Genomic DNA, 15,928 nt, shown 5'->3' on the forward strand with positions numbered 1-15,928 from the left:
ACTCCGCTCATCAAATGAGCTCGGCACTCCGGTGGATCGGGCCGGAGTGCATATTGCACGCGGTAGGCTTCAGTCTTTGCTAGACGAGGATCGGGTCCGGTTGAACAGCAGATAAAGAGCATGCGGATTGGTCGTCAAATAGCGCCAGAACAACCGGCGCGGCTCGAGCCAGAGCCGCCAGGCCCATTCGAGTCCCACGATCTGCATCCACCTCGGCGCGCGCGGCCGCGAGCCCGACAGGAAATTGAACAATCCGCCCGACGTCTTGATGACGCCGACATTGCCAAGCTGCGGCATGAATTCATCGACGAAAGCCTGCTCGTAGGGCACGCCGAGTGCGACCCAGAGGAAGTCCGGCGCCAGCGCATTGATCTCGTCCACCTTGGCCCGCAGCGCGTCGCCGCGCAGATAACCGTGGGAATGGCCGACGATCTTGAGGTCCGGATAGGCCCGGCGGACATTGGCGATTGCCGCCTTGTTTTCGGCATCGTCGGCGCCGAGTAAATAGAAGGTGAGCCCGAGCTCCTCCGCCTTGCGCGCGACGTTATGAAACAGGTCGGTGGTCGCGACGCGCTCGGGCAGCGGGTTCGATGACCGGAGCTTGGACACCATGACGAGCGGTTGCCCGTCGGCATTGATCAGGTCGGCGGTGCGGAACAACCGATCGGTCATCGGCTCGGTCGAGCAGCGCGACAGCACCTCGCCATTGGCCGAGGTCAGATACAGCGGACGGTTGACCCGCCGCTGCGGGTGCACCATCTCGACCATGAAACCCGCAGTCTGCTCGCGATCGAGCACGGCGAGCCGCAGCCCGCCAATGGTTGCCCGGGGAACGCCGGCGGTCGCAGCCCTGCCGACAGGATTGATGCGACGCTCCCGCATTCCGCCTGGCAGCGATGAACCGGCCCGCGGATCCGCCGATGCAGCCGGCTGCTGGTCACCCGAAGTGTTGCAAATCCGGACAGCTGGAGCAGCCGTGTCTGAATTGAGACGCCGCGTCCGCTCGCGATCGGCGCGCGCGGGCGAAATTGCATCCGAAATGCGGGCGTTTTGGCTGTTAGTCAACATTTCACCAAGGGCTCCAGTGCTTACCTGCCCATAACTGCAATATCCGGTCCAGCCGCGTGCCAGCCGCGCGATGCGTGATGATCTCAGGCCGCAACCGGATTATTAACGATACCGACAGATGAGGCGTCACACGCGATCGGTTCACCGCGGTGAACCTTCGATCAGCAACAATGCGCAAAGGTCGACGCACTACATTAATACAAATCGTATTCTACCGGTGCCCGACGTCATCAGCCTTTGCTATAAGGGTATCCACGCCGGCTCGATCGGCACTTTGAAAACCCGTTTGTTTGGTTTCGCATGAATAAGAATGATGACGCGTTCGATGTCTGCATCGACGACGCATTCGACTTCCTGTCCGAAGAATACGCGACGTTGTTTGAAGGATCGGACGCGACCGCCTTCCAACATCCGCTGTGGCTGGACAGCCTCTATCGCAAGCTCGCGCCCGCCGCGGCTGCGAAGCCGCTGGTCGTCGTTGTCAGGCATCGCGCAAGCAAGGCGCTGGCGGCTGTGCTGCCGCTGCTGCGCGTGCGCCGCGGGCCGATGCGCACGATCGAATTCGCGGACCTCCGTGTGTCAGACTACCTGTCGCCGGTCTGCAGCATCGCGACATTTGCCGAGCTGCTGCGGGACGAGCGGGCCTGCGAGAGACTTCGACACCTGGTCCGGCCATTCGATCTGCTGCGCATACCGAAGCTGCTCGATGCCAAGATGCCGATCGAGAATCTGCTCGGAGCGCCTCACCGCAGCTTGATGGATACCAACGCCTACGCGACGGTCCTGTCTGCGCCGTTCGAGCAATGGCAGATCAACGCGTTGGGGAAGTCCTATCAAAAGGAGCTGGCAAAGAAATGGCGCCAGATCCACAAGAAAGGCACCCTCACCTTCTCATGTTGCGACGACAGCGCTTCCATCGGCGAGGCCATGGAGGTGATGAAGAAGTTTCGCGGTCCGCGGTTCCAGGCGCATGGTGATGGCGACCTGCTGCAGCGTCCGGAATATTTCGATTTCTATTCGAGCGTGGCGCTGCGCGGCGCCGGCGCCTTTGCGCGGCTCTATGCCATGAAGATGGACGGCGAGGTCATCGCCACCGCCCTTGGGCTATCTCACCGCGACAGCCTCCTCGTCGTCATGACGGCATTCGATATCGAGGGATACAAGAGCCAGTCGATCGGCGCGCTGACGTTCGAACGGGTCGCGCGGGACTGCATCGAGCGCGGCGATCGGGTGCTCGATTTCACCATCGGTGACGAACCCTACAAGAAGCAGTTCGGGGGACAGCCGACGCCGATGTCGAGTGTGACGCAGGCCGGCAGCGCGGCCGGCTCGCTTGCCCTGTTTGCGCTGAAACAGGCGCCGTGGATCAAGCAGGCCGCCAAGCGGGTGACCGACATCAGGCCGATCCGCACCTCGACCGGCACGCGGTAGCGCCGCCAGGAGTTTGCCAAGAGCTAGCCAGGCGTTTTTTGCGGGCGCCTCGCGCTACAGTTCAGGAAAAACTCAGTCGTCGTCCCGGACAAGCCAACGGGTCGGCGCGAAGCGCCGCCCGATGACAGGCTCCGCGCGATCCGGGACCCATAACCACCGATGGCTGTCGTTAGAACAAGCTGGGGCCCCAGCCTTTGCGCCACAAATATTTGTGGTTATGGGTCCCGGCTTTCGCCGGGACGACACCGAGTGTGCGGCGCCATAGCTCTGGGTTCTTGCTTTGACGCGTTTTCTTCACGCGAACCGGTGCCCACTTCGCCCGAATACGCTTTAACGCAGCGCGCTGCGGACGCGCATCACCCATCCCGGATGAATTCGGTCCACCCGATGCGCGATCGCGCGGCGCAGGAAGTGCAGCTTCCGCTGCATCGTCCAGCGTGCATCGGTGTTCGATGTCAAGTCCTGCCGGTAGCGCGCCAGTTGCAGCGAAAGCTGGTCTGCGGCGAGCTTGTCTCGATCGGAATAGAACTGCGCAATTTTCTCCGTGCCCATGCCGTCGGTCTCGAGCCAGCGCGGCACATGGTGCGTGCAAAGACGTTCGACATCCACCAGCAGACGGCTGACGCCGGTTCCGGCGGCCGGACAATTGGTCTGATAGGCATCGCCGATCAACACGACGCCCGGCTGCAGGTGGCCCTCGGTCGCGGTCAGGTCCATGACCCAGTTCTGCACCGGGCCGACAACCTGGAAGTCGCCGAGATAGGTCTCCAACCCCGGCATCAGACGAAGCAGCGTCCGCCTGGTGTCGCGGCGCAGCTCGCGCATGATCGGATCGGTCGGATCGCGGAACATGAACAGGTTCGCCCGCATGCCTCCCGACATCGGAAACAGGCTGAGATAGTCGACGCCGTCGGCCGCCTTCTTGCCATAGCAGGTGAGGGCATCGAAATCGAACGGCGCGTTGTCCGGCCGCGCGATCGTGAAGCCGAACGAAACCGAGTGGCGCGCGGCAAGCATCTGCCGGCGCATGCCGAGACTGTAGCCAAGCGCGCCCGCCATGCCGGTCGCCAGAATGACGAGACGCGAGACGACGCGTTTACCGGAGGCAAGCGTCAACTGCTGCTGATCGTCGCTGCAGCTGACATTGGTCACCTGGTCGAGCAGGAAGCTCGACGTATCAGGCGTCAGGTCGCGGGCCATGTTGACGAGGTTGGCATAGGAAATTCCGTAGGACCGGCCGACGCCGATATCGATCAGCCTGCCGTCCCTGATGTTGAGCACCCTGTCATAGGGCGCGGCGACGGCCTCGACATCGTCGATGAAGCCGAGGCGGCGCAGGATGTCGATCTGCCGTCCCGCGATCTTTTCGACGCGGAATTCGTCCGGAGGAATCGCGCGCTTGTCGATCAGGACGACCCGGTAGCCGGCCCGGGCAAGGACGGCTCGCGCAAGCGAGCCCGCCAAACCGGCGCCCACGATCGCGACATCCGCTTCGATGACCTCGGCCTCGCAGGTCGCGATCGGCATGGTCGTGCTTTCCTCGGCAATCATGTTTGTCCGCTCCAACGGCTAATTGATCGCAGAACTGCAATTTCCCTGCCTGCCGTGTCGCCTTCCCCAACGAACACGACGAGTTCCATTATTGAGGTTAATGAAAACGTGCCGACTGCGATCGGCCGGCTCTCGGCACATGGCTTGCACCAAAGACCGTCATGAAACCGATCTCTTGGAGGCTTACCAGCAGGATGGCGGGTCTATCGCGTGGCCATGGAGCCTCGACGGACGCCCTTGGCACGCAGACGCGGCCTCACCCGGCGCGCTCCTCGCCTTTGGACCGAACTTCGGAGAAACGCCGATCTGCACCGTTTGGAGACAGCGCGCGCGACGCCGTTCCAGAATGGAGCAAGGCGACGGATTGACCTGGTTCACAACCGCGAGGCGCGCGGAGGCCAGCCGGAAGGAACGGAATCTTAGCAAGACAACATTAACACTCGCGACTTGACCGATTGCTACGGTCGACAGCCTGACTGGATATTGAGATATCTCTGGTGATTGCCTCTGTTCTCCAACTGCTACGGCGCGATGTGACGCGCGGCGTTGCCGGGACCATCCTGCTCAAGGTTGGTAGCGGCGGGTTGGCATTCGCGCTGTTCTCGCTGGCCGCGCGGACCATGACGGCCGACGCGTTTGGAGATTTTGCTACCTGGCTTTCCGTCGCCCAGATCGCATCGGTTGTGGGCCTGGTCGGCCAGGAATTGCTGCTCGTTCGCTTCCTCAACGAATACCAGGTGCGCGGCCAGGCCGATCTCACCAAGGGCGTCCTGCTGTCGAGCCTGAAGTACTCCGCGGTCGGCATGCTGATTTCGATCGCCGCGATCGCGGCGGCGGCGGTCGTTCGCGGCGAGTGGTGGCTGCTGGTCCTGTCGGTCTCGGCGTTTGCGGCCGTCAATGCCGGGCTCATGCTCGGCAGCCAGATCGCGCGATCCCTGGTCAGCATTCTGATGGGGGAAGGCAACCGCGAGTTCTTCTGGCGGGTTGCCGTTGTCCTGTTCCTGATCGCGGTGCTGCTCGGCCACCGGCAGCTCACCCCGGCCGAGCTGTTCACCGCGATGTCGGCCGCGATGGCGCTAGGGCTTGCCGTGCAGATCGTGTCCGTCGTGCGCGCGCTGCCGAACCTGCGCGCGGTCACCGCGCGCCTCGAGACCGCACGCTGGAACCGGAGCGCGTTCCGCTTCTGGCTCTCATCCATTCTTGAAGCGGCCAACCAGTATTTCGACGTCATCCTGGTCTACTGGATGCTCGATCCGGCCACGGCCGGCGTCTATTTCGCCGCCTCGCGTCTGGCGAACATCTTCGCCATGCTCTCGGCTGCGCTCTACACGTTCGGCGCGCGTCGGCTCCCCTCGCTGTATTTCAGCAAGAATCACGGCGAACTCGAACATACGCTGAAGCTGATGGCCGAGGTGACCGCGCTTTGCGTGCTCAGCGGCCTCGTCATCGTCTGGGTCGGCGCCCCCTATTTGCTCGGCCTGTTCGGGCCGCATTTCGCTGCGCAGCAGTGGGTGTTGATCGTGCTCGCAATCGGAACGGCGTTCCAGGCGGCGGGCGGACCGTCCGCCGCGGTTCTGCAACTGACCGGGCATGAACGCGACTATGTTCCGGTCGTCGCCGCCAACGTGGCGTTGCGGCTGGTGGGATTTGTCGTGCTGATCCCCTGGCTCGGCGTGCTCGGCGCTGCGATTGCGGCCACCGTGTCGCTCGTGCTTACCACCATCGCCCTCAACGTGCTGTGCCGCCGCCGGACCGGCGTCGATCCGTCAATCCTGGTGCTGACGCATCTGGCGTCGTCGAAGAGTGGCGCCTACGCAGTCCGCGTCGCCGATAGCAAGGACTAAAGCGTTTTCGAGCGAAGTGGACACCGGTTCGCGTGAGGAAAACGCGTCAAAAGAAAGTTGGAGCCTCTTCAGCTTGCCAATCCCAGGGCTTCGCCCTGACGGCCGCGAACCGCGGCATTGCCGGCCACGCGGTTGACGACGAGCGCTGTCGGCACCGAACCGGACCTCGATAGATCAGCTCTCGCCTTGGCGACGGATGCCGCGTTGGCGGCACCCTCGCGAACCACCAGGATCACCAGATCGGCATGGGCCGCCAGCGCCACCGCAGCCGGCTGCATCGCAAGCGACGATGCATCGACGATGATCAGGCCGAAATCGCCGCGAATATCGTCCGGCGGATATGGCGGCGCCCTGCTGCTGGCGCCCAGCAGCTCGACGACGGACGGCAGATCGGCCTTGATGATCCCCGAGCCTTGCGGCGGCGCGGCCTCGGCACGCCTGGATTCCATCTCGATCAGGACGCTGAGCGTCCCGTTCTTGACGGCGGACCGGTTCAGCGACCGTGCGACGGTGCTGCCGCCCGCACCGGCCTCGACCGACAGCAGCAGCGCCACCTTGCCGTGGTCTCCGGGAAGCTGCTCGATGTTCTCGATCAGCAGCTGGAGATGCGGGCTGAGATCGGGCTCGGCCGTCGTTGCAATCGGGGTCTGCCAGACGCTCCTGACGGCATCCGGCGACACCATGTTGGGAATGCGGGCCAGCACCGGCAATCCCGGCAGCAGCGCAGGCTGCGGCGCGGGCGGCGCTTCGGCGCGACGCGGCACGGGAACGGCCTTGATCGGAAACGGCTTCAGACCGGGAATGGCGACAATCGCCGTCGACGTCAGCAGCGAAACGATCGCGAGTGCGACGAGCAGCAGAGGCAGCGGCGGAAGCGTCGAACGCACCGGCGGCGTCGCCGGCGATGCAACCTTGGTCTGCGAGCTCTGCAAACCGCGCTGCTCGTCGGTCGTCCTGTAGCGCGAGAGGAACTGCTCGTAGATGTTCTTGTTGGCGTCGGCGTCGCGCTGCAATTCCTGCAGCTTAACGAGCGCCTGACCATCGACCAGGATCTGCTGCTCGGCCGCCTTCAGCTGGTCTTCGAGCGCCTTCTGCTGGTCGCGCTGCGCCTCGTATTCCGACTTCGCGGTGTCGATGTTCTTCTTTCGCTCGATCTCGATCTGTCGGTTGAGGTCGCTCAACTGGCTGAGCGACATCACGAGGTCGGGATGGCGATCGCCGAGCACGGCACGCTTCTGCGCGATCTGGTCGTTGAGGGCGGACCGCTGGGCACGCAGCACGCTCAGCAGATCCTGCTTGACCGGGCCGTCGACATTGGCCTTCAGGTCGCGTTGCGACTGCTCATAGCGCGCCTTGGCCTCTTCGGCGCGGGCGCGCGCGGCGGCGACCTGCTGCGTCAGATCGGTGACGCGCAATTGCTGCGTGGTCGATTCCTTGCCGGCGTTGACGATCCGGTGCTCGAGCTTGAATTTGGCGACGGCATCTTCCGACAACCGCAGGCGGTCGTTCAACGCCTTGAGCCGGCTCTTCAGCCAGTCGGCCGCCTCGTCGGTCGCCACGCTGCGGGTTCCGCGCTGGCTGGCGACGAACGCCTCGGCCACCGCATTGGCGTAGTACGCCGCGCGCTGCGGGTCGTTGGACGTGAACTTGATGGCGATCACATAGGTTAATCCGCGCCTGGAGATATCGAGCCGGTTGCGAAACCGGTCGAGCAGGCGGGTGGGATCGGTCCTGCCGCCGGAGATGTCGCTGTCCTCGGCGATCTTGAGCTGGTCGATCAGCGGCCCGAGAAATCCGTCCGATTTGGCGATCTCGACATAGCTCTGCAGCGCTGCGGCGTCTTGCCCGATCCCCGGCAGCACGTCCTGATCGGCGGTAACGCGCTGCTCGCGCGGGTCGACCACGACAAGCGCAGTCGCCGCGTAACGCGCCGGGATCAACATCAGCAAGATGACACCGACCGCGAAGATCACAGCGGCGAGCATCAGAATGCGTTGACCGTTCTCGCGAAAAAAGCCGACCACGCCGGCAAGGCTAAGCACGCCCTTGGTGATTTCTGCGGAAGATTGGCCGGCCGGCACGCCGGCATTTTCCCACGACGCTGCGGGTTCCGTGGCTTCGGAACGTCTCGGGCCTACGCGGCTACCGAACTTCATGGGTTCAAACTCGAATTCAACTGACAGTACTGCTCCAACGTAAATATCTATGGTTAATCTGCGGTTACCCCTCCTTACGCGGCCGTAACCAATTAGTTAACGAGCCAGTTGTACCCTATGTGTGAGACAATCCCTTTTGATTGCGCTTTTGATTGCTGACCATGTCCGATCGCACTAAATGAGCAGTAACCTCAACCCGCGCTACCCGGTGCACGAGCACGCTTCGCGTGATAGGAACGCGCGCAAAAATGAAGGGGGCGAATCCATTCCTTCAACGGGTGAGGAATCCGTGCTCCAATACACGCCAAGCACAGCATTGCGCGAGGCATCGGCCGCGTCGCGCGATCGACCGAACGAGAGCAGGAAGAAGCTGCGTGTTGTCCTGGTGCAGACCCAGGCCGAGAACGCCGGCGCGCAGGAGATATCGCGGCTGCTCGGTGCCGGCCTCACCGCGCGCGGCTATGACGTCGCCAACCTGTTCTTCTTCCGCAAATCGGATTCCTTCGACGAACCGCCCAATACGTTCTATTGCGCGTCGAGCCGCCCGGGAAATCCGGTGGCGCTGCTGCGGATGCTGTGGACGCTCGCCGGACATCTCAGGACCATCCGGCCCGATGTGGTCCTGACCTTCCAGCACTTCGGCAACGTGATCGGCGGAGGCGTGTCGCGCCTCATCAGCCGCGCCCCCGTGATCGCCAACCAGGTATCCTCGGCGATGTCGATGAGCATGCCGGTGCGCGCCGCCGACATCATCATGGGCTCTACCGGCTTCTTCCAGTGCATCACGCTGAACTCGCGGGATATGGAGCGTGAATACGCCCGCTATCCGGCGCCCTATCGCGCGCGGATGAAGCACGTGCCGCACGGCTTCGACGACAAGTCGCACAGCCTGCCGAAGGACGTTGCACGACAGCAGTTCAAGCTGCCGCCGGACCGTACCCTGCTCGGCTGCGCGGCAAGGCTGCACCCGCACAAGCGGCTCGATGCAGCACTTCGTCTGCTGGCCGCCGACCCGTCCTGGCACGTTGCGCTCGCCGGCCAAGGCGCCGATGAAGCACGGCTCAGGGCGCTGGCCGATGAACTGAAAGTTTCCGACCGGCTGCACCTCATCGGCGAGATTCCGCCGCGCCAGATGGCCGACTTCCTGGCTTGCCTCGACGTCTTCGTGTTTCCCACGCAGGCCGAAACCTTCGGCCTCGCCGCCGTCGAGGCCGCGAGTGCCGGCATTCCCTGCGTCGTCAACGATCTTCCCGTTCTGCGCGAGGTGCTGTCCTGCCAGGGACAGCCCGCGGCGGTGTTCGTTGACGCTGCTGATGAGGCGGAGTTTTCGGCCGCCGTATCGAAGATCCTGACCGATCGTGTATTGAGCGACCAGCTGCGGCAAAGCGCCGTGGGCCTGAAGTCGCGCTATTCGTTGGATGCCATGATAGAGGAATACGTCCGCATTCTCGCCAACGCCGTGGGGGCGGACGCGCACTAGGAAGTTGGGCTGGACATGATTATCGAGTTCCGCTGCGATCGCGAGCAGCCGCGGCTCTGGATGTGCCGCGAAAAGCTGCGCGTCAACGATCAGGATATTCCCGTTCAAATCGCCTGGACCACGACGCCGGAGCCTCGACCGACCGGCCTCGACATGCTGTTCGAGCTCGAACGCATCGTCCTGCGCAAGGGCAAGGCCGGCGGCGCCGACCGGCTGAAGACGCTTCCGGAGCGGCCGCGCGCGGGCAACCCCGACGTGGTGGTCGACTTCACCAGCGTCGGGCGCGATCCGGACTGCGCCGCCACGCTCTATCTCCGTCCGCGGTTCAACGGCGGCGCTGGAGAGCATGCGGCGCTGGCGGCGATTCTCGCCGGCGACCTGCCGGTGATTGAAATCGTCAACGAGCGCGACGGCACGGTCATGGACCGCGGCCATCCCTCCGCGGAAATCGCAGCCGGCTTAAGTGGCGGGCTCGAAACGGTGATGGCACGCACGCTGTCCATGCTGCCTCCGATTCTGTCGGGAGTTCCGCGGCTGGTGCCGCAGTTCGCTGCTCCGGCGAGCGCCGGCGCGCCGCGCAACCCCGCGCCGTTTGTCGTGCGTGGCGTGGCGACTTCGATCGCCAAGGAAATCTATCGGCTGTGCTGCTACGCGCCGCACTGGCATATCGGATGGCGCTACGCCGAGAACGCGGATGTCTGGCGCACCGGTGACCTGTCCGGCCCGGCCTGGAAGGTGCTCGGCGATCCCGGCAACCACTTCTATGCCGATCCCGTCCCGGTGAAATGGCAGGGCAGGACGTTCGTGTTCTTCGAAGATCTCGATCACCGGGTCGGCAAGGGCATCATCTCGGCGATCGAATTCGACGGCAACGGCCCGGTCGGCACCGTGATGCCCGTGCTCGAAGAGCCGTGGCACCTGTCCTACCCGTTCCTGATCGAGGACAATGGCGAGCTCTGGATGATCCCGGAGAGCACCGCGCATCGGGACGTCCCGCTCTACAAATGCATCCGCTTTCCGGACAAATGGGAGCGGCACGGCACGCTGCTGTCCGGGCTTGAGCTAGCCGACGTGACTATCACGCAGCACGATGGTCTGCACTACATGTTCGGCGCCTGGCGCGATGGCACCGGCGGATATTCCGACACGCTGGCGATCTATTACGCGGACCGGCTGCTCGGCCCCTGGCAGCCGCATGCGAGCAATCCGATCCTGATGGATCGTGCGAGCACGCGGCCGGCCGGAAACTTCGTGACCGTCGACGGAAAGCTGTGGCGCCCGGTGCAGGATTGCAGCAGCGGCTACGGCGCGGCGCTGGGACTTGCGGAAGTGCTTGAACTGTCGCCGACGACATACAAGCAAGCGGTCCGCCACCTGCTCAAGCCCGGGCCGCCGTGGAGCGGACGGAAGCTGCACACGCTCAACCGGTGCGGCCAGCTCGAGGTGATCGACGGCTCGCGGGTGCAGCCGAAGACCACGGCGTTCATGGCGAGCCTGCGGTCGAGCGACCGATCATCGCAATGGAACTGGCACAGCGCGCCAGCGAAGCCGATCGCACGACGGCTCCACTAGCGCACCGGCCATCGATGTAACGGCTCAGTTCGGCTCGGCGCTCAGCACGCCGCCGAACTGCTCCCAGGAGCTCCCGGTCCAGCGCTGCAGCTGAAGTTGCGTATAGGCCATGCTGTTGTCGGGCCCGGTGTTGACCGTGATGCCGGGCATCAGCGTCGGCAGCACAAGCCCCTTGATGTTGCGCGCCTGCTTCACGATGTTCTCGCGCGACAGGTCGTTGCCGCATTGCTTCAGCACCTGCTCCAGGATCTGGCCCTGCTGGGTCCCGAACAGATAGTTGCTGTCGCCGATATCGGCACCCGAAAGATACTTCTCGAAATGGGCGCGATACCATTTGATGCCGGGATCGTCGGCCCATTTCTTGTCGTTCGGATCCTTCGCGATGGTCGCGACGACGACGCCAACCGCCTTATCCGCTCCGGCCGGCACGATGGTCGAGGACACCGAGCTCGACACGTAATTGACGATGGTGAGCGGCGACCAGCCGATCTCGCTCGCCTTCTTGATCGCTTGCGCGGCGAATTTCGGCGTGCCGGCGATCAGGAATGCCTGGGCGCCGGACGACTTCAGCGTCACGACGCGGGAGTCAATCGTGGGCTCGGTGACCTCATAGGGAGATGTCACCACCTTCTTGTCGAACTCGCCCTTCAGGGTTTCCTTGAAGGCGGTCACGAAGTCACGGCCGAGATCGTCATTCTGGTAGAGGATCGCGATCTTCGCGTCGGGCGCCGTCTGGGCGATGTACTTGGCGTAGATCTTTCCTTCCGTATTGTAGCTCGGCAGTCCCGTGGTCGTCAGCGGAAACTCGGCGAAGTTGGCAAACTTGGTCACGCCGCTCACGACAAAGAGGTGCGGCACCTTCTTTGCGGTCACGTATTTGATGGTTGCGCCGATGCCGGGCGTTCCCAGCGGGCTGAACAGGAACGCGACCTCGTCGCTCTCGATCAGCTTGCGGGTCTGTTCCACCGCCTTGGGCGGTGAATAGGCATCGTCATAGGTGATGAGGTTGATCTTGCGGCCGTTGATGCCGCCGCGATCATTGATGGAGTTGACATAGGCGATGAGGCCCTTGCCGGTATTGCTGAGCGGAGATGCCGGGCCGCTGAACGGGAATGTCGCCCCGATCTTGATTTCCGATTCCGAGATACCAGGCGTTTCGGCGCGGACGGGAGCCGCGGCAAAGGCCGCGAGAACCGCAATGCAAACTGCAAACTTTCTCAACAACATGCAACTCCCCTTGGTTTTATGAGTTTGAGGCAACCCGTCGCGTCGGGCCTACCAGGCCTCGCCGAACGGCCTGATCTCGACATTGAACGACCACGCGCTGCGATCCTGGTGCGCGACGTGCCAGATCTCGTCAGCGATCGCTTTCGGCTTGATGAAGAAATCGTCCGGCCGCTCCGGCCAGCGCTTCCGCGTCCACTCCAGATCGATCACCGCATCAATGACGACGTAGGCGACGTGAACGCCTTGCGGCCCGAGGTCGCGCGCCATCGCTTCGGCGAGAATCCGCTGCGCCGCCTTGGTCGGCGCGAAGCCTGCGAAGCCAGCCTTGCCACGCAACGCCGAGGTGTTGCCGGTCGCAACGATGGCGCCCTTGCCTGCCCCGATCATCGCCGGGGTAAAGCGCCGTGCCAGATACAACAGCCCCATCGTGTTGACATGGAAGTTGCGATTGAGAATCTGCGGATCGATCTCGCGAAAGGTGCCGAACGCGCCGCCGACGGCGTTGTGGATCACGACGCCGGGATTGCCGAGATCGCGCTCCACCTCTGATGCCACCGCCTCGACCTGCGCGGGGTCGGACACGTCGCATCGAAAGGCCTTTGCGCCCGGCAGTTGCTTCTCGAGCGCGGCGAGGCGTTCCTCGTTCCTGGCGAGCAGCGCCACGCGATAGCCGCCTTCGGCGAATCTCCTGGCGAGCGCTGAGCCCGTGCCGGGTCCTACGCCGGAGATCAAACAAACAGGTGCGGTCATGCGATCACCCCTCCGCGTTGTGGCCAACAGGTTTCATGCTCAGGCGGCCGCCTTCGACCGCAGCTTCTCGACATAGGGCTTGAGCTCCGGCGCAAAATGCGCGTGCTCGAGCAACCGCGCAAAGTGGGCGAACATCAGCGGATAGTCATCCTGCACGCCCGGGTGCAGGATTCTCTCCAACCCCTGCTCGCGCAATTGCTCGGCCCGCCCGTGCTCGTTCGTGAACAGCGCGAGTTCGGCGGCAAGGCAGATGTCGGCAATCGAGATACCGGTTCCCACCAGCGTCTCGCGTCGCGGCGACAATGCCTGCTCGATCCCGGAAGCATAGATTGCGAACGCGTCCTTGGCGCGCGCATGAATCGCCGCATCGACGGTGCCACCCGACAACGCCAACAGATAGATCTGCGTGTCCCGTGCGAACACCAGGCTGACGTCAAGGAAGCTGTCGATCCTGGACGCCTCGTAGGCGTCGCGCCCATAGAGGGCGAACTTCGCCTCACCGAGCCGCGCCACCGCGCGCATGATGCTGTTCGATTCGAAAATGCCGACCTTGCCGTCGGCGCCGAATGCGGCGGGCACATTGCCGAACGGCTGTGCTGCCATGAACGCATCGGTCTTGAACAGCTGTGCGCCGGTCAACCCGACCCGGCCGGTCCGCGCCAGCGACGACAGCGAGGCGCGTTCGTGCTCCGTCAGCGGATGGGCATCGTAATCCCACAGCCAGTCGCGCAATTCCTTGCCGGAGGCACCACGGACCTCGACATCGACGCCGCAGAACCGCGCCGCGATGGTTGCTTTCCAGACGCGTGGGTTCGGCAAGTAAGAGAATATACGCAGGTCAGCCATTGTGGACTGCTCCCGTTGCGACAGGCCTCAGGCGGCGAGCTTCAGGATCTTAACGACATCGCCGGGCTCGCGGATCGGCTGCGGGTTGGCCCGGGTGAAGATCGACAGCATGGCGTTGCGGCCGATCAGCTCAAAACGGTCCTCGCCGACGCCGACATCAGCCAGCCGTCGCGGCAGGCCGAGCTCGGCGATAAAGCCGGCGAACGCCTCGCCGGCGTCACGCCCCGGCGCGCCGAGCGCGGCGGCGATCGTCTGCTGGGCGGCCTCCGTCGCGGGACGGTTGTAGCGCAGCACGCTCGGCATCATCACCGCGGTGCAGAAATAATGTGGAACGTCGCAGGTGCCGCCGAGGACATGGCCGATGGCGTGGCTTGCGCCCATCGGCACCCGCGACTGCAAGCCGAAGGCCGACAGCCACGAGCCCAGTTGGCAATTCAGCCGCGCCGCCTCGTCGTCCGGATTGTCCTTGGTGCGCAGCAGGCCGTCGTGCAGATAGCGCAGCCCCTGCTGGCACACTGCGTCGACGAGCACGTTGGGACGGCTGGAGCAGATCGCCTCGATGCCGTGGTCCATCGCGCGGGTGCCGGAGCCCAGCCAGAGCTTTTCGGGCGTGTATTTCGTGATCGCGGGATCGAGGATGATGCTGCGCGGCATCATCATCGGGTGGTTGAATATCTGCTTCAGCTTGCGGCTGGTGTCGGTGACCAGCGCGCCGGAATTGTACTCGCCCCCCGACAGCGTGCTGGGGATCGCGATCATCCGGACCTTCGGGTTGCGGAACGGCCCGAAGCGGCGCTCCGGCGTAGTCTCGAAGCCGTCGAGCCCGGCAGCTTCGAAGATCTCGTGCTCCATGCACATCAGCACGATCTTCGCCGCGTCGACCACCGAGCCGCCGCCGATGGCGACGACCAGGTCGGCCCTGGCTTCGCTCGCCTGTCGCGCGATCTGCGTCACCACATCCCGCGTGGTGTGCTGCGGCACGCCGTCGAAGGTCGCGGCATGGCGATCACCGAGCGCTTTGCGGATCTTCTCGACCTCGTCGGTCGTGGTGTTCAGCGTCCGGCTCGCGATCAGATAGACGCGCTTGGCGCCCAGCCGTTCGGCCTCCTCGCGCAGCGCCTCGGCCGCCGGCCTGCCGTAGATCACGGATTCCATGCTGGGGTATTGATGGCTGCCGACGAAGCCCATGCTTTCACTCCCTCGATGTGTCCGTGAGTTACGCCGCCGGTCAGGCCGACAGCTTGGTGAAGTCCGGCTGACGCCGTTCGGCGAAGGCGGCAAAGGCCTCGCGCGCTTCCGGTGTCGTCAGCCGCTCCTTGAACAGCACGCCTTCCTCGGCGATCTGCGCCGCGATCCGCTGCTGCTCGCGCATCAGCTGCTTGGTCATGCTGAGCGAACCCGCCGGCCGTTTGGTCAGCGCGACCGCGGCGTCGTGCGCTTTCTTGCGCAGATCGGCCTGCGGCACCACGGCATTGGCAAGGCCGGATGCCAGTGCGCCCTGCGCATCCATCGGCTCGCCGAGCGCAAACATCGCATAGGCGCGCGCATGCCCGATCCTCAAGGGCAGCAGCCAGCTGGATGCGGCTTCCGGAACGAGAGCGAGATTGACAAAGGGTGTGATCAGTCGCGCGTTCTCGGCGAGATAGACCAGGTCGCAGTGCAGCAGCATGGTGGTGCCGACACCGACCGCATTGCCCTGCACCGCCGCGACGATCGGCTTGCCGACCTTGCTGATGGTTTCGATGAAAGTGTGGGCCGGACTGTCGACAGTGCTTTCACCGCGCGCCTGGCTTGCGAAGTCAGCCAGATCATTGCCCGCGGTAAAGCTGTCGCCGTCGCCCTGGAACAGGATCACCCGGACAGAGGCATCCGCCTCCACCTGCTTGAGTGCCGCGGACATGACATTGTACATGGCGCCGGTCAGCGCGTTCTTCTTTTCCGGCCGCCGCAGCGTCAGCGTCATGACGCCGGCTGCGATCTCAACCTTGACATGCTCGGTCATG

Annotated in this window: 12 protein-coding genes; 4 read left to right on the forward strand and 8 right to left on the reverse strand. The window is 64.1% G+C overall.

The features are described from left to right. Window positions 1–69 precede the first annotated feature (69 nt). A complete protein-coding gene (locus V5279_RS35245) occupies window positions 70–882 on the reverse strand; it encodes a WecB/TagA/CpsF family glycosyltransferase (RefSeq protein WP_338691606.1) in 813 nt (270 codons plus the stop codon). A gap of 486 nt (window positions 883–1,368) precedes the next feature. Between V5279_RS35245 and V5279_RS35250 the strand changes: the two genes are divergently transcribed. Beyond that, on the forward strand, window positions 1,369–2,499 hold the full coding sequence (locus V5279_RS35250; RefSeq protein ID WP_338691607.1) for a GNAT family N-acetyltransferase: 1,131 nt from the start codon (window positions 1,369–1,371) through the stop codon (window positions 2,497–2,499). 330 nt (window positions 2,500–2,829) lie between these two features. Here V5279_RS35250 and V5279_RS35255 read toward each other — a convergent pair whose 3' ends face one another. Further along, window positions 2,830–4,050 (reverse strand): FAD-dependent oxidoreductase, encoded by a 1,221-nt coding sequence (locus tag V5279_RS35255; RefSeq protein WP_248114300.1) that lies wholly within the window; start codon window positions 4,048–4,050, stop codon window positions 2,830–2,832. Window positions 4,051–4,547: 497 nt separating this feature from the next. Between V5279_RS35255 and V5279_RS35260 the strand changes: the two genes are divergently transcribed. Further along, window positions 4,548–5,894 carry a lipopolysaccharide biosynthesis protein gene (locus tag V5279_RS35260; protein WP_248114299.1) on the forward strand — a complete coding sequence of 449 codons (1,347 nt, stop codon included), beginning with the start codon at window positions 4,548–4,550 and terminating at the stop codon, window positions 5,892–5,894. A gap of 68 nt (window positions 5,895–5,962) precedes the next feature. Here the strand turns inward: V5279_RS35260 and V5279_RS35265 are convergent, their stop codons facing one another. Then, the gene (locus V5279_RS35265) at window positions 5,963–8,050 is read right to left on the reverse strand and encodes a GumC family protein (RefSeq protein ID WP_414645870.1); all 2,088 of its coding nucleotides are present in this window, start codon (window positions 8,048–8,050) and stop codon (window positions 5,963–5,965) included. A 289-nt stretch (window positions 8,051–8,339) separates the two neighbouring features. Here V5279_RS35265 and V5279_RS35270 point away from each other — a divergent pair, with 289 nt between their 5' ends. After that, the gene (locus tag V5279_RS35270) at window positions 8,340–9,530 is read left to right on the forward strand and encodes a glycosyltransferase family 4 protein (protein WP_338691608.1); all 1,191 of its coding nucleotides are present in this window, start codon (window positions 8,340–8,342) and stop codon (window positions 9,528–9,530) included. Window positions 9,531–9,545: 15 nt separating this feature from the next. Then, complete coding sequence (locus V5279_RS35275) at window positions 9,546–11,102, forward strand: glucosamine inositolphosphorylceramide transferase family protein (protein ID WP_338691609.1); 1,557 nt, start codon at window positions 9,546–9,548, stop codon at window positions 11,100–11,102. 24 nt (window positions 11,103–11,126) lie between these two features. Here V5279_RS35275 and V5279_RS35280 read toward each other — a convergent pair whose 3' ends face one another. From V5279_RS35280 to V5279_RS35300, 5 genes are read right to left on the reverse strand one after another with little or no spacing between them, the layout of a single operon-like run. Further along, on the reverse strand, window positions 11,127–12,329 hold the full coding sequence (locus V5279_RS35280; RefSeq protein WP_338691610.1) for an ABC transporter substrate-binding protein: 1,203 nt from the start codon (window positions 12,327–12,329) through the stop codon (window positions 11,127–11,129). 48 nt (window positions 12,330–12,377) lie between these two features. Further along, window positions 12,378–13,079 carry an SDR family NAD(P)-dependent oxidoreductase gene (locus V5279_RS35285; protein ID WP_338691611.1) on the reverse strand — a complete coding sequence of 234 codons (702 nt, stop codon included), beginning with the start codon at window positions 13,077–13,079 and terminating at the stop codon, window positions 12,378–12,380. 39 nt (window positions 13,080–13,118) lie between these two features. Beyond that, complete coding sequence (locus V5279_RS35290) at window positions 13,119–13,925, reverse strand: glutathione S-transferase (protein WP_338691612.1); 807 nt, start codon at window positions 13,923–13,925, stop codon at window positions 13,119–13,121. Between the two features lie 27 nt (window positions 13,926–13,952). Then, on the reverse strand, window positions 13,953–15,113 hold the full coding sequence (locus V5279_RS35295) for an iron-containing alcohol dehydrogenase (RefSeq protein WP_338691613.1): 1,161 nt from the start codon (window positions 15,111–15,113) through the stop codon (window positions 13,953–13,955). Between the two features lie 40 nt (window positions 15,114–15,153). Beyond that, on the reverse strand, window positions 15,154–15,927 hold the full coding sequence (locus V5279_RS35300) for an enoyl-CoA hydratase-related protein (protein WP_338691614.1): 774 nt from the start codon (window positions 15,925–15,927) through the stop codon (window positions 15,154–15,156). Between the last annotated feature and the right edge of the window lies 1 nt (window position 15,928).

The organism is Bradyrhizobium sp. 26S5 (assembly GCF_036923295.1).
GTDB lineage: Bacteria > Pseudomonadota > Alphaproteobacteria > Rhizobiales > Xanthobacteraceae > Bradyrhizobium > Bradyrhizobium septentrionale.

Coding starts and splice junctions, on each gene's coding strand:
- V5279_RS35245 (WP_338691606.1), bottom strand. CDS start 882: ATGCGGGAGCGTCGCATCAATCCTGTCGGCAGGGCTGCGACCGCCGGC.
- V5279_RS35250 (WP_338691607.1), top strand. CDS start 1,369: ATGAATAAGAATGATGACGCGTTCGATGTCTGCATCGACGACGCATTC.
- V5279_RS35255 (WP_248114300.1), bottom strand. CDS start 4,050: ATGATTGCCGAGGAAAGCACGACCATGCCGATCGCGACCTGCGAGGCC.
- V5279_RS35265 (WP_414645870.1), bottom strand. CDS start 8,050: ATGAAGTTCGGTAGCCGCGTAGGCCCGAGACGTTCCGAAGCCACGGAA.
- V5279_RS35275 (WP_338691609.1), top strand. CDS start 9,546: ATGATTATCGAGTTCCGCTGCGATCGCGAGCAGCCGCGGCTCTGGATG.
- V5279_RS35280 (WP_338691610.1), bottom strand. CDS start 12,329: ATGTTGTTGAGAAAGTTTGCAGTTTGCATTGCGGTTCTCGCGGCCTTT.
- V5279_RS35285 (WP_338691611.1), bottom strand. CDS start 13,079: ATGACCGCACCTGTTTGTTTGATCTCCGGCGTAGGACCCGGCACGGGC.
- V5279_RS35290 (WP_338691612.1), bottom strand. CDS start 13,925: ATGGCTGACCTGCGTATATTCTCTTACTTGCCGAACCCACGCGTCTGG.
- V5279_RS35295 (WP_338691613.1), bottom strand. CDS start 15,113: ATGGGCTTCGTCGGCAGCCATCAATACCCCAGCATGGAATCCGTGATC.
- V5279_RS35300 (WP_338691614.1), bottom strand. CDS start 15,927: ATGACCGAGCATGTCAAGGTTGAGATCGCAGCCGGCGTCATGACGCTG.